The 11559-nt window shown below is 58.8% G+C and carries 13 protein-coding genes and 3 pseudogenes; 7 read left to right on the top strand and 9 right to left on the bottom strand.

Translation table 11 applies throughout. From position 1 onward, the window contains the following. Positions 1-304: 304 nt before the first annotated feature. From ACFXS9_RS22570 to speD, 3 genes and pseudogenes are all read left to right on the top strand, one after another. Positions 305-652: a hypothetical protein gene (locus ACFXS9_RS22570; protein WP_392700348.1), complete on the top strand. Its 348-nt coding sequence runs from the start codon at positions 305-307 to the stop codon at positions 650-652. A 138-nt stretch (positions 653-790) separates the two neighbouring features. Further along, positions 791-1368 (top strand): annotated as a pseudogene (locus ACFXS9_RS22565) (transposase); the annotation flags it as partial. A gap of 50 nt (positions 1369-1418) precedes the next feature. Continuing rightward, complete coding sequence (gene speD / locus ACFXS9_RS22560; protein WP_057902803.1) at positions 1419-1811, top strand: adenosylmethionine decarboxylase; 393 nt, start codon at positions 1419-1421, stop codon at positions 1809-1811. 513 nt (positions 1812-2324) lie between these two features. On the opposite strand, the gene ACFXS9_RS22555 is transcribed toward speD, so the two are convergent. The 7 genes and pseudogenes from ACFXS9_RS22555 to ACFXS9_RS22525 form a co-directional block, all read right to left on the bottom strand. Then, a complete protein-coding gene (locus ACFXS9_RS22555; RefSeq protein ID WP_392692173.1) occupies positions 2325-2633 on the bottom strand; it encodes a type II toxin-antitoxin system RelE/ParE family toxin in 309 nt (102 codons plus the stop codon). A 166-nt stretch (positions 2634-2799) separates the two neighbouring features. After that, positions 2800-3085 (bottom strand): annotated as a pseudogene (locus tag ACFXS9_RS22550) (DUF736 domain-containing protein); the annotation flags it as partial. A gap of 356 nt (positions 3086-3441) precedes the next feature. Beyond that, the gene (locus ACFXS9_RS22545) at positions 3442-4470 is read right to left on the bottom strand and encodes an IS110 family transposase (RefSeq protein WP_392692170.1); all 1029 of its coding nucleotides are present in this window, start codon (positions 4468-4470) and stop codon (positions 3442-3444) included. 234 nt (positions 4471-4704) lie between these two features. Further along, on the bottom strand, positions 4705-4911 hold the full coding sequence (locus ACFXS9_RS22540) for an IS3 family transposase (RefSeq protein WP_392699956.1): 207 nt from the start codon (positions 4909-4911) through the stop codon (positions 4705-4707). A gap of 165 nt (positions 4912-5076) precedes the next feature. Further along, a complete protein-coding gene (locus ACFXS9_RS22535) occupies positions 5077-5325 on the bottom strand; it encodes a hypothetical protein (RefSeq protein WP_392692167.1) in 249 nt (82 codons plus the stop codon). A 1002-nt stretch (positions 5326-6327) separates the two neighbouring features. After that, positions 6328-7533, bottom strand: coding sequence for an MFS transporter (locus ACFXS9_RS22530; RefSeq protein ID WP_392692164.1), 1206 nt, complete (start codon positions 7531-7533; stop codon positions 6328-6330). Between the two features lie 31 nt (positions 7534-7564). Continuing rightward, positions 7565-7918, bottom strand: a complete 354-nt coding sequence (locus ACFXS9_RS22525; protein WP_392692161.1) for a hypothetical protein — start codon at positions 7916-7918, stop codon at positions 7565-7567. Positions 7919-7966: 48 nt separating this feature from the next. On the opposite strand from ACFXS9_RS22525, the gene ACFXS9_RS22520 reads away from it, so the two are divergent. Then, positions 7967-8179, top strand: a complete 213-nt coding sequence (locus tag ACFXS9_RS22520) for a hypothetical protein (RefSeq protein WP_392692158.1) — start codon at positions 7967-7969, stop codon at positions 8177-8179. A gap of 19 nt (positions 8180-8198) precedes the next feature. On the opposite strand, the gene ACFXS9_RS22515 is transcribed toward ACFXS9_RS22520, so the two are convergent. Together ACFXS9_RS22515 and ACFXS9_RS22510 are read right to left on the bottom strand one after the other, a co-directional pair. Beyond that, entirely contained in the window at positions 8199-8567 is a 369-nt protein-coding gene (locus tag ACFXS9_RS22515) for a site-specific integrase (RefSeq protein ID WP_392692156.1), read from the bottom strand. A 312-nt stretch (positions 8568-8879) separates the two neighbouring features. Next, the gene (locus tag ACFXS9_RS22510) at positions 8880-9161 is read right to left on the bottom strand and encodes a hypothetical protein (protein WP_197427531.1); all 282 of its coding nucleotides are present in this window, start codon (positions 9159-9161) and stop codon (positions 8880-8882) included. A 106-nt stretch (positions 9162-9267) separates the two neighbouring features. Between ACFXS9_RS22510 and ACFXS9_RS22505 the strand changes: the two genes are divergently transcribed. The 3 genes and pseudogenes from ACFXS9_RS22505 (at position 9268) to ACFXS9_RS22495 (ending at position 11442) form a co-directional block, all read left to right on the top strand. Beyond that, positions 9268-9513 carry an acyl carrier protein gene (locus ACFXS9_RS22505; RefSeq protein ID WP_392692153.1) on the top strand — a complete coding sequence of 82 codons (246 nt, stop codon included), beginning with the start codon at positions 9268-9270 and terminating at the stop codon, positions 9511-9513. Then, a pseudogene (locus ACFXS9_RS22500) lies at positions 9514-9718 on the top strand (beta-ACP synthase); the annotation flags it as partial. Between the two features lie 350 nt (positions 9719-10068). Then, complete coding sequence (locus ACFXS9_RS22495) at positions 10069-11442, top strand: dicarboxylate/amino acid:cation symporter (RefSeq protein ID WP_392692150.1); 1374 nt, start codon at positions 10069-10071, stop codon at positions 11440-11442. Positions 11443-11559: the final 117 nt, after the last annotated feature.

Genomic DNA, 11559 nt, shown 5'->3' with positions numbered 1-11559 from the left:
GCGTTCACCGTTTCGCATGAGCCTCGATAGGTGAGATCGAAATTCTGTCCAGGCGAACAAAAGTCTCCTTCTACTGCTGCAGCAAAAGAGGCGGCTTCCTGCTGCGCAGCATACTGTCGGACGCTACAGCGAGATTGTCAGCTTCAAGACCATTGTCCACAACCTGACGCATGCACCCGGTACGAAGTAACTGGAGACCCCTCAATTTCCAAGCGGCACGCTGCTTGCTTCAGTCGCGGTGCTATCACCGATGCCAGCTTGAAGGCGCTCGGTTGTGGATCGGAAAAGCGCCGCGGAGTGTTTGATGCGATCTGGAGTTCGTTTTTGGGGAGCGACAACGATTGCGCTGGCGGCAAGCGGTGCAGCCAATTCGGCGGACCTTGAGCCAGCAGTACAACTGCCATCGGCCCTGTGGAGCTGGTCCGGAGGATATATTGGCGGGCGCGTAGGCGTTGGTTACGGCCAAAAATCCTTTAGTAATCCCTACGGTCCGTCAGTCTATGGCGGCGGCGTCGATTCTCCTGTGTTCCTGGCAGGCGGCCAGATCGGCTACAACTGGCAGAAGAATAGCTGGGTGTTTGGCCTCAACTCGATGCCAGCGGTGCTGTCTCCAACGGCACAGATACCTGCCTCGCAGCCTCCGGCACAGTAATGAGCGCAAACTGCAAGGCAAGTCCAAACGTCTTTGTCCCCGGGGCCGGTCGCCTCGGTTACGCTTTTGGCGCGAAGGGCCACACGCTGGCCGACCTCAAGAAAGGCGTGGCTTGGCAAAACAATCAAGGCGACGGCATCAATAACAACGAGTTTGGCCGATGTCGGCGACGGCGCGCTCGACTTCTACAAGGCGCTCGACGAGGTCTTTCCCGGCACACGCCACCAGCGATGCTGGGTGCACAAGACTGTGAACGTCCTGGACAAGATCCACTCTCTGTGCAGGCCACCATGAAGAAGGATTTGCGCGAGGTCTATTGGGCGCGAACCGAGCGTCCGCCGAAGCGGCGATTGACGTCTTCGCCGAGAAGTGTTGGGCCAAGTACGGCCGGGCGATCGAATGCCTGGTCAACGACCGCGACGCACTGCTGGCATTCTACGATTTTCTTGCCGAACATTGGGATCACTTGCGCACCACCACCAATCTCATCGAGAGCGTGTTCGCCACGCGGCGATACAGGACCGTGCGGACGAAGGGCTCCTTGTCGCCAACCAACGCCACGCCGATGGTGTTCAAGCTGGTGATCGCCGCATCAAGGACTTTGGCTCAACGGCACAAATCAGTCGCCGAAGGTCGTCGCAGTTGTCAGTTTCAAGGACGGCATCGCGGGCATCCAAGTGCCGGCAAACCAAGCGCTTGATCACCTCGTCGCCTAAATCCCGAATAGCTCAGCTTATTGGGCCGATAATTCAATGGAGATTTCTTAATGACTATTGATAATGAGAAGGAAGCCCCACCGGCTCTGTCCACCGGTGCGACGCATATGCTCATCGAGCTATGGGGAGCGAAAAACCTCGACGATCCGGCCATTGCGGAAGACGCAATCCGAAAAGCCATCCGTGCGGCGAGTGCGACATTACTCCACCTTCACGTTCATAAGTTTTGTCCGGGTCACGGCGTCTCCGCAATAGCCTTGTTGGCTGAATCGCACATTACCTTACATACTTGGCCTGAGAGGTCCTACGCGGCCGCTGATATTTTCGTATGTGGCGACAGCGATCCTGCGAGCGCCGTGCCAGTTCTAGTTGAGGCCTTTCAGCCCGAAAAGTCTGACGTTCGCAGCTTCCGGAGAGGTGTGTCAATCAAGCCGACGCGTTGAAGCAGATGGTCGATCTTCTTGGTATAGCCGGTCATGTTTCCGGCCGCCCGGGTGAGGGTATCGAGCTCTCTGCCGCAGCCGAAAAACATCTTGGGCTAACATCTCGCATCACAGCTTGACCGCGAGCTCCGAACACTCACCTCTATGAATCTCCGCTTTCCTCCTCGCTAATGGGTTCGCATCCGACGGGTCGATAGCGCGGAGGAGAACATGACGATCAAGGCCAAGCATTATCGAATCACGTTCATCAGCGTGAACGACAAATTTGACGATCCTTCGGCGATTGATCGATCGGATTTCTGATCCAAAGCTCATCAGTCGCTTCTCAAAGCTTTGAGGGAACCAATCCGTCCGAAGCTGGCGCGATTTGCCCGCGGCGTATAGCGCCGAGGTCTCACTCGTTGCACGTTGCGGGGCATCCCGCAGATCGATCGAACCCTAAAACTGGAGCAGGCCTTCCCGATTTAAATTAATGAAAGTTGTCGTAGCCTGACTGCGACTTGGGCATCCAATTCAAGAAAAAGAGATCCAGCTCCGGTCGCAGGATACTGCACGGAGCCGGCCCCAATCGTCATTGGTAAGTTCGTCGGGCCACATCTGCGCACCGTGAAGCACGCAATAGATGCGAACAGTATCACCGTCGACCAGGTAGGCCGCGACATAAGTGTGCGCGGGATGACCAACTCGCGCGTGCCAGCGACGTGCCCCGGGCCGGCCACTGTCAGGAAAGTCGAGCAGGCGCCGCGCGGCATCGGCAATCTGTTCATCAACATGAACCGCTGCACGGGGATTCTCGGCTTCGATGTAGCTGAAAATGCCCATCGCGATCGGACAGCGCGAATCGCGACCAGACGAGTTCCACCGTTCATGCTCCGCCACTTTTTTCGAAGCGCAGCGGTACGGCGTTGCGCGAAATGTGCTTCGACCTCGGAATCATCGAGATCGGGCCGGGTATCCGCCAGTGCCTGGCGCACCTTCGCACGGATACCGTGCCATCGTCGCCTTCGAAGAGGTTGGCGTAGATGGGCGCGGTGAGGGACGGATCGTCGAGCCTAACCGAGTGGTAGGTGCGGTTGTCCTTCGAGGTCCGGCGCCAGGCGGCACCGATCTCGACCCCGGAGACGATCACGCGCAGGTCTGGCGCCTTGTCGCTGGCGGAGGCGGGATCGCTGGGGACGAGTCGCGCCTTGGCGTTGATCGCAAGCGTCTTGCGATGCCGGTGTAGGGGGATCGTTGCTGCGGGTGAACGAACCGATCTGGGACGTGGTTGTCATTCGGCCCTTTAATTGCAGTTTGTTGTCAAGCTTACATTTCTGAACTCGCCCACGGCACGGTGGTAGTGCTCGCGCCGTCGGAGCTGGTCCGGATTGCGGAGACGGCGCGGGCGCGGCTGATACTTGCCCTGCCGGCCATGGCATTAGATTGCCCCGCTTGTTGATGTCTTCGCTGGGGTCATGGTCCTTTCCGAGGTCGCGCAGCGCCTCATGATGATGTCCGGGTCGGACGCCTCAACGTCTGCAGCGGAGTACAGTCAAGCCGCCACCAGCCGAATGAACGAGGTCGCCACAACACCGTCCCAGCGGGACATCGCCAGTCCGGCAGACCGGACCAGGAAGTTTACAAAATCGGATCAGGCTTCCTTTGCCTGGCCCCAGTCGAAGGATGTGCCATCGACCCAGATACAGTGAAGAACGATGGCGATTTTGCACGCGATGGCGACCTTTGCCTTTCGCATGCCAATTCGCTTGGCGAGCTTCATGCCCCAAGCCTTGAGAGAGGACCATTTCTTCGTTCGATAAAGCAGGACGGTCGCCGCCTCGTACAGGTAAGTTCGAAGAAGACGGTCGCCCCATCGTGATATCTTGCCATTGATGTCAGTTTCGCCAGACTGGTTGCGTCGAGGCGTAAGACCCAGATAGGCGCCGACACTTGATGCCGATCGGAAGCGCGATGGGTCGTCGATCGTATGGCGGAAGGTCAAGGCGGTCACCACGCCGACACCAGGAACCGTCATTAGGCGGCGCGTCGTCTCATCTGACTTCGCCAATTGGCGGATTTCGTCGTCGAACTTGCTTTGCTGCTTGCAGATCTGTTCATGGATCGACAGAAGCGGCGCGATCACACCGCGGAGCTGATGATCCTCGCCCAATAGCTCGCAGACCTGATTGCGAAACTGCCGTCCGATCGCACGTGGGAAGAGCAGGCCGTATTCTTTGATTAAACTGCGGACCTGGTTCTCGATATCTCGACGAATGGCCACGAGCCGAGATCTCGCGACGAGTATCGCGCGTATCTTCTGACTTTCCTCGCTCTTGACTTTGACTTCTCGATACCAGCCGACCCGCACCAGTTCGGCCAAACCTCGAGCATCATTCTGATCGCTCTTGTTCATGCGTACGGACAAAGCCGCGTGGGCATGACGCGCGTCGATGCAGACCACCGGAAGATCAACCCTACGAAGTTCATGCCAGAGCCAACTCGCCATCGCCCCGGTCTCGAATCCGATGCGCTCCGCCTGTGGCGCTCGCCTGCGAAGCAGTGCCGTCAGCGCCCCCGGGTCGGACTTGGCCTTTCCCTCGAACAAGACCTGACCCACTTCGTTGACCACGCATACTGACGTTTCTTTTTGCGAGACGTCCAGCCCAACATATTGCTTCATAGTCCCCTCCGATTCGCGAGATTGCGGAAGGCTTGAACATAGCGGACCTTTCGAGCCGCGGGCGCCGACCGCAATTACGTCATCGTCTGCAATATTGACCCCTAGAACGGCTGATCGCATAACCAACCACACGGCGCAACCACGCGTCGAGAATGACGGCTACATAGACGAAGCCGACTGCGTTCGCGACGTAGGTAACGTCGACGACCCGCAGTTGGTCGGGCCCATTAACGGTCATGTCCTTCGCACGATTGGGATACATCGGCTGGTCGTGATCGCTATCGGTCGTTGCGACATGGTGGCGACAGACCTCGGCTGGAGACCATGCTCGCGCATGAGGTGCTTGATTTTCTTGCGGTTGACGATCATCCACCGCTGCCGCAAGGCCGCGCGCACGGACCGCCACCCGAAGCATTCGAACTCCTCGCAAATCGCCGCCATCGCTGCGACGATCGCGGTGTCATCGGTCGTCGCCGGCAAGGCCTCGTAATACGTCGAGCGGGCAATCCCTATCAGCCGGCATCCTTCCGCGATGGAAGGCCCGACGGGCCGACAATCACGGATGTAGGCGCACTTTTCAGCCGCGGCTGCTGTTCATAGCGGCAGCTATCCGCGCTCGTACTGCCCGACCAGGTCGGCCGCGACGGCGGCCTCATCGAGGGCGCCGGCCTCGGACTTCTGGATCCAAATCCGGATCAGATTACGCGACAGATCGTAGCGGTTCGCCAGACCGTGCAAGGTCTCGCCGGCGAGAAACTCTTGCGCGACCTGACGTTTGAACTCCAGGCTGTGAATTCGATGCTTGGCAATGGGCTTCCGTCCTTGCCCGGCATAGCGGTCAAATCTTAAATTCAACCCTGTCCGGCGCCAGGGGCCTACTCCAATGAGGGGGCAAGTTTGGGAGCGGAACGGCCTGATATCTCCAGGACTGCGCATTCAACTCGTAAAGCCCTGGTTCAAGCTTGACGCGTGTTGCAGTGAGCATCATCCATTGGTCGTACGCAAAAATGGGATCATCCTTTCAAGAATTTCGGCTCCGTGAAGTTTGATTTTCCAGGTGAGCGTGTCGTCGTAGCTGGGCCATGTCGGTGAACGGTGTCCTGGTCGACCGCAATCCTGATCGGAGACCCGTTGATCGAAACCCAGCCGACCAATACGTTTCCGTCCCACTCCACGCCACTAATTTTCTCGCTCGTCATCGTTCAATCTATCTCCAAGTCGGAGTTTCATCGAAAAAACGCTCCGTCAAGTGACTGTCGACGGCCAGAGTCATTGAGCACGTGAGTAGCGCCGAACTCGTCCGTGGGCGTGTTCCAACACAGCACTGCCGCGGGCCTCTCAGGACAGTGTTTGAAGCCGGCCACTTGTCGACCCAGGATCGATACGAGACGGTGTGCTTAGAATTTGGGACAAAGAACGTGTGGCATAAACCGCGAATTCGCGTAAGAAAACATTTTTGGGTTCAGGCGAATTGTTTGCGCAAAGGATCGCGCCGCCAGCACCTTTCGATTTCCAGTGGCATGGAGAAACCCCGCTAGCGCCAAGGCGCTGGAGCGAGCTTCCGTTTCCCACTTGCGGACGTTTGCCGACGCGTAGTCTTCAGGTCCGGCAGGCGGTCGACTGCCTCGCCCAGCCGGCTTGAAGGGAGCATCCCCAAGGTCCGTTAAACCACGGGCGTCCGCTCAAACTACGCTGCGTCAGACTTCCTCTTGGTCTTCAGCGTAAGTGGTCGCCGCCGCGGGGATTGCCTCCATTCGTCGACTTACCCATTCCAAACTCTGCACTTGCCGAAGGACATCACGGCGAATCGGGGCGAAGCTGAGTAATGTTGCCTATTGGCTCATAGGGTCGTGTGCCCTAGTCGAACCTAAGGAATGCCGGAGTCGCAGCTTCTGCAGGTGCGACATCGCGCATGAAGGCAACAGCCAGTCCGACGCCGATGAGGCCAATCAGGATGGACCCTACAGCAAGGGATGTGACCCCGCTGATTTCGACGAGGATGCCGCCGAGAAAAGCGCCGATGGCGATTCCTGCGAAGGTGGTCGAGCTGTTCATTGCCAGAACGAGCTTCGACCTGTCCCCGGCCAGACCGAGAAGCCGGTGCTGGATCGGGACGAGATACATATAGCTCACGTTGCCCCAAAGAAAAGCAATGAGCACGGTTAAGGCACTATGGTGCCCGAATGCAACCAAACCCACGAGAAGGATTAGTTGTGCGCCGACCGCCGCAATAAGGACTTTGTAGGGGCCGAAACGGTCGGTCAGAAAGCCGCACGCTGCGTTTCCCGTCACAGCTCCAAAACCGTACGCAAAGAGCGCGGCTGAGAGCAGCGGCACTCCGGTAAGCAGAGAACCGGTGATGAAGACGCTCACATAGGAGTAAACAATGAACTCGGAGACAACCACAAATAGCGTAACCGAAAGAATCCCGTAGACGACCTTGGAGAAGTCTTTCGAAGCCGGGCCGTTTCCGCGCTCCGGCGCCTTGGCAGAGACACCGGACATCATCGGGGCGAAGATCAGCAATGCGAGAAGCCCGGTAACGACGACGAAACCGAAGGCGAAACGCCAGCCGATGGCATCAGCGATCCAGCTGGTCGCCGGAACACCCGCAACCTGTGAAACGGTCATGCCACCGAAGATGAGGGACAATGCCAACCCTTTGCGAGCGGGCGGCAGGAGCTCGGCCGCCAGTGCGGTGGCCGCCGGGGTGAACATCGCTGCGCCGTAGGCCGAAATGACGCGAGCTGCAGCGAGGGTTAGAAAGTTCGGAGCGATTGCGCAGATCAGGTTGCCGACGATGAAGATTGAAACGGATGGGATCTGGACATTGCGGCGGCTTACGGCCTTGAACATCCAGGCATTCAGCGGTGCGAAAACGGCGTAGCAGAGTGCGTAGATCGAGATGATCCAGCCCGCCGCGCCGGTTGAAATCTTGAGGTCACGAGAAATCACTTCGAGTGCCCCGATGATGACAAACGTATCTAGGCCAATCGCGAACGCAGCGATCGTCAGAGCGGCAAGAATCAGTTTCGTTCGCGTATCGGGAGGGGATAAGCTCATGACGGTGCTCGTTCAGCTTATTGTGATGTGTTCAAGGCAGCAGGTCATGCAACTCAGGATAGGGGCTGGCGATAATCGTGCCCGAATAGCGGGGACGAGGGCCGTATAGCAGCCACGTCGTCACCACCTCGCCAATCTCCTGTATGATCTCAAGCTCGTCGGGATGTTCGAGCGCCGATCTGCTGTAAGCAACCCCCGCATCATACAGGCCTTCAAGGAGTTTTTTCTCTACAACCGGCTTTGTTGTTTCGAAAATCAGCTTATTCCATGCTTTTGGGTCGATATACCCCACCGTTGGCTCGGGGAGTCCCAGCGTCCGAGGCTCCTTCACATCCTTGCGTTTGACGACCGCGATGCTTTGAGTAGGCAGTATGAAGGTGTCCACGACCTGCAGCCGATTGCGGAATTTCTCGGTTAGGAGGTGGACATTCAGGTGCGCGCTGCATTGGAGAACATAGCTGTCTCCGCGATCTGCGGCCTCCGCCGCCGCAGCGACGAGTTCGTCAACGAGTATGATGTCTCGCAGCTCGATCCCTTGGAAGTCGAGATATTTGAGGGCCGCATGATGGTGACAGCTTCTCGCCGGGCCGAGCGTGTATGTGCCAACATGCCCTGGCGCGCCGACCGGAGCGACACATCGACATAATCGAACGGCAGAGTGTCGATCAGACCGCTCGATGCGCCCACGAATAGAAGCGGCAAACCGTCCGGACACGATCGTTCACGGTTGAACGGGCGTAAGGGCGGCCCGTATGAGGGCTCGCAGTCGAGAGCATCCTGTTGCGGTAGGCAACAATCGTTCCCTCGTCGGCAAGCCGCCAGTCGAGCCCGCTCTGCTCCAGGCTATCGAACCAGTCATGCAGGTGCTCGCTGTAGGTCCGCAGCGTCTCCGTCGCATGCGAACGGCCGGGGATTGTGGAAAGCTCGAGCAAATAGCCGAAAGCCGGCTCGATGATCGACATCTGCGCATCGAGCAAAATGGGAAAGCCTGGAATCCCGTCGACGCCGGCGGTCGCCCGCACGATCGAAACCATCCCGCGCCTCCGGAGGCGTCGCACCCGGAGGCGCAAAAGGACATCACCACGTCCAAGTGCTTACCCGATCGATGAAACCAACAGATGACAGAACCTGAATAAAACATAAGCGGAGCGCCTACGGCGCGAGTCTTCTTTTAGATGCGAGGTGTTCCCCTCGCGCTCCCCCGTTCGCCACGTGGCAGGGGTGCAGGACTTCGCCTGCACCCAATGGAAAAGTTTGTGGTGTCGCCGCCGCGTCAAGCGTTGTCCTCGCTTCGCTGCGGGAACGTTTGACTCGGACGTCTGCGTGCAAGACCGCCAAACTCAGCGTTAAAGGACACATTCTTGCACGTGACCTAAGCCATTGCCGCTCGGGGTGAAGGTGCCGATCGTCGCCATTATCGTGTCTTTGTTTTCACTTTCCCGGGCCGCGCCCATCGCGGCCTCGATGGCTGGCGACAGACCGGAGGCGGTCGACTCGCACCCGAGGGGGCCGGCCGCTGTAGAGGGCGGCCAGGGTGCGACTTTCTTGTCCTGCGCGAGGAATTGATACGCAGCGTGGATGCATACCATCCAAAAAATCAATTTTACCAATGTTGCGGAATGTTGCATTGGCAACAGCACCTGACGCCCACCACGTCACTGCTTCTATCGGCGACGCGGCTCGGCTGAGTAACGGCGTCGCGTTCGCGTCGAGGCGCCTGATGGAAGCAACAGGATGGCAAACTCGCGAAGGAACATCGCCAAAAACCAAGGAATACCCGCGGGCGGCGGCGAGACAACGATCGCCACGGAACTTACCTTCCGTGGCATCCAGTCGCCGGAGTTGACGGACCTCATCTACGACCTGGAACAGTCCAACGGCATGCAGATCGAGATGAACACGGATGATGCCTGGTCGAACCTCAAGCATATCGGCGACACGGTTGAAGCTGTCCACGGCTTCCTCGCTAAGAAGGCCTGAATGGAGAGGAGCGTCGTCATTACCGGAATGGGCGGGCTGTGCGGCCTAGACACCTGCGCCGCCTCCATCGTGAAAGAGATGCGCGAAGGCCGCACCGCCATCGGCCCGATCGTCGATTCCGAGCTTTACGAGCTGAAGGTCAGGATCGGCGCCGACCTCAAAGCGCTATCGGAGCATGACATCGACTGCAAGCAGCTCGTCGATCTCGACGCCACGTCCAATGTGCTGCGCCAGCGCAAGGTGCGCGTGGCGCTGAACAACGCCTCTGCCTTCGGCGGCACGAACGGTTCCGGCGTTCGGCCAAGCTAGTCAGGAGAGTGTCGGTTCACCGTCTGGCGGGTTGACGGCCGCATGGCTTCGCGCGTGGTGCGCGTCTTGCTTATCGAGAGAAAAAACACGTAACAGCCAGCCTGCCTTTGGAATCACGCTGCAGGCTGTCGGGTTTCCGACATCGTCGTCTTCAATCGGACACGGCTGGCATGAAAGGCTCGTCTGATGCCGTCGCCTCTCAACGCGCGACGGCTCGGTGTTCGAGTTCGTATGGGAAGGAGCGTCATGATCACCATCGCAACAGCGGCGCCCGCGCGGGCGTCGCGAACTTGGTACAAAATCCTCTACGTTCAGGTGCTGATCGCGATTCTGATTGGCGTCCTCGTCGGTTGGCTGTGGCCGTCGCTCGCGACCAACGACTGGGTCAAGGCGCTCGGTGACGGCTTCATTAAGCTAATCAAGATGCTGATCGCGCCGATCATCTTCTGCACCGTAGTTTCGGGCATCGCGCACATCCAGGATGCGAAAAAGGTCGGCCGGGTCGGCCTCAAGGCGCTTGTCTATTTCGAGATCGTCTCCACCTTTGCCTTGGTGCTCGGCCTCGTGATGGGCAATCTTTTTCAGATCGGCCGCGGCCTTGCGGCCAAGCCCGATGCCGCAGCCGTCGCCAACTACGTGAAGCAGGCGGAAGCCTCGAAAAGCGTCGATTTCATCCTCAATATCATTCCCGACACCGTGGTCGGCGCGCTGGCGCGCGGCGATATCCTGCAGGTGCTCTTGTTTGCGATTCTGTTCGGCTTCTCGCTGATGGCGCTGGGTGAGCGCGGCGCAAAGTTGCGTGGCATGATCGACGACGCGGCGCACGCGGTGTTCGGCGTCATCGCCATTGTCATGAAGGTAGCGCCGATCGGCGCGTTCGGGGCCATGGCCTTCACGATCGGTAAGTTCGGACCATCGGCGCTCGGCAATCTGATCGGTCTCGTCGCGCTGTTCTATGCTACGGCCGCGCTGTTCGTGGTGGTCGTGCTCGGTCTGATCTCGCGCTTCGTCGGGTTTTCGATCTTCAAGTTTATCGCCTATATCAAGGATGAGCTCTTGCTCGTGCTCGGCACCTCGTCCTCGGAAAGTGCGCTGCCGCAGTTGATGACGAAGCTCGAGCGGCTGGGCTGCTCCAAGCCGGTGGTCGGCCTCGTGGTGCCTACCGGCTACTCCTTCAACCTCGATGGCACCAACATCTACATGACCTTGGCAACGCTGTTTATCGCGCAGGCGCTCGGGGTCGATCTCAGCTTCGGCCAGCAGCTGACCATTCTCGTTGTGGCGATGCTGACTTCGAAAGGCGCAAGCGGTATCACCGGGGCCGGCTTCATCACGCTCGCGGCGACGCTTTCAGTGGTTAATCCGGTGCTGGTGCCGGGCATGGCAATCGTGTTCTCGATCGACAAATTTATGAGCGAGGTGCGCGCCCTTACTAATATCATCGGCAACGGTATTGCCGCGGTGTTCGTGGCCTGGTGGGAAGGCGAACTCGACCAGGCCACGCTGCATGCGCGGCTTAACCAGAAAAATCGATCCCACCGACGGCGAGACCTCGAACACGGCAGGGTAGGCGGCTGCATTTCTAACCGTCATTCCAGGGCAAGTCGAACTCGGGTGTAACCGGATTCGCGGGTCTTAGTGGTGCAAGTCGGCAGCAGCCGATTTGGATTGCGCACCCGGAAACCTCTCGCCGCGATCTCTGGATTGCCGGTTCGCTCGCTTCGTGAGCGCCCCGGA

Origin of the sequence: Bradyrhizobium sp. RDI18 (genome assembly GCF_043203335.1) — a bacterium.
Classification (GTDB): Bacteria; Pseudomonadota; Alphaproteobacteria; order Rhizobiales; family Xanthobacteraceae; genus Bradyrhizobium; species Bradyrhizobium retamae.
The sequence above is the reverse complement of the archived record's forward strand: the minus strand, read 5'-3'. Positions and strand labels throughout refer to the sequence as shown.

Excerpts from the sequence above, each read along its gene's own strand:
- ACFXS9_RS22570 (WP_392700348.1), top strand. The coding sequence starts at position 305 with ATGCGATCTGGAGTTCGTTTTTGGGGAGCGACAACGATTGCGCTGGCG.
- speD (WP_057902803.1), top strand. The coding sequence starts at position 1,419 with ATGACTATTGATAATGAGAAGGAAGCCCCACCGGCTCTGTCCACCGGT.
- ACFXS9_RS22555 (WP_392692173.1), bottom strand. The coding sequence starts at position 2,633 with ATGGGCATTTTCAGCTACATCGAAGCCGAGAATCCCCGTGCAGCGGTT.
- ACFXS9_RS22545 (WP_392692170.1), bottom strand. The coding sequence starts at position 4,470 with ATGAAGCAATATGTTGGGCTGGACGTCTCGCAAAAAGAAACGTCAGTA.
- ACFXS9_RS22540 (WP_392699956.1), bottom strand. The coding sequence starts at position 4,911 with ATGGCGGCGATTTGCGAGGAGTTCGAATGCTTCGGGTGGCGGTCCGTG.
- ACFXS9_RS22530 (WP_392692164.1), bottom strand. The coding sequence starts at position 7,533 with ATGAGCTTATCCCCTCCCGATACGCGAACGAAACTGATTCTTGCCGCT.
- ACFXS9_RS22515 (WP_392692156.1), bottom strand. The coding sequence starts at position 8,567 with ATGGTTTCGATCGTGCGGGCGACCGCCGGCGTCGACGGGATTCCAGGC.
- ACFXS9_RS22510 (WP_197427531.1), bottom strand. The coding sequence starts at position 9,161 with ATGCAACATTCCGCAACATTGGTAAAATTGATTTTTTGGATGGTATGC.
- ACFXS9_RS22505 (WP_392692153.1), top strand. The coding sequence starts at position 9,268 with ATGGCAAACTCGCGAAGGAACATCGCCAAAAACCAAGGAATACCCGCG.
- ACFXS9_RS22495 (WP_392692150.1), top strand. The coding sequence starts at position 10,069 with ATGATCACCATCGCAACAGCGGCGCCCGCGCGGGCGTCGCGAACTTGG.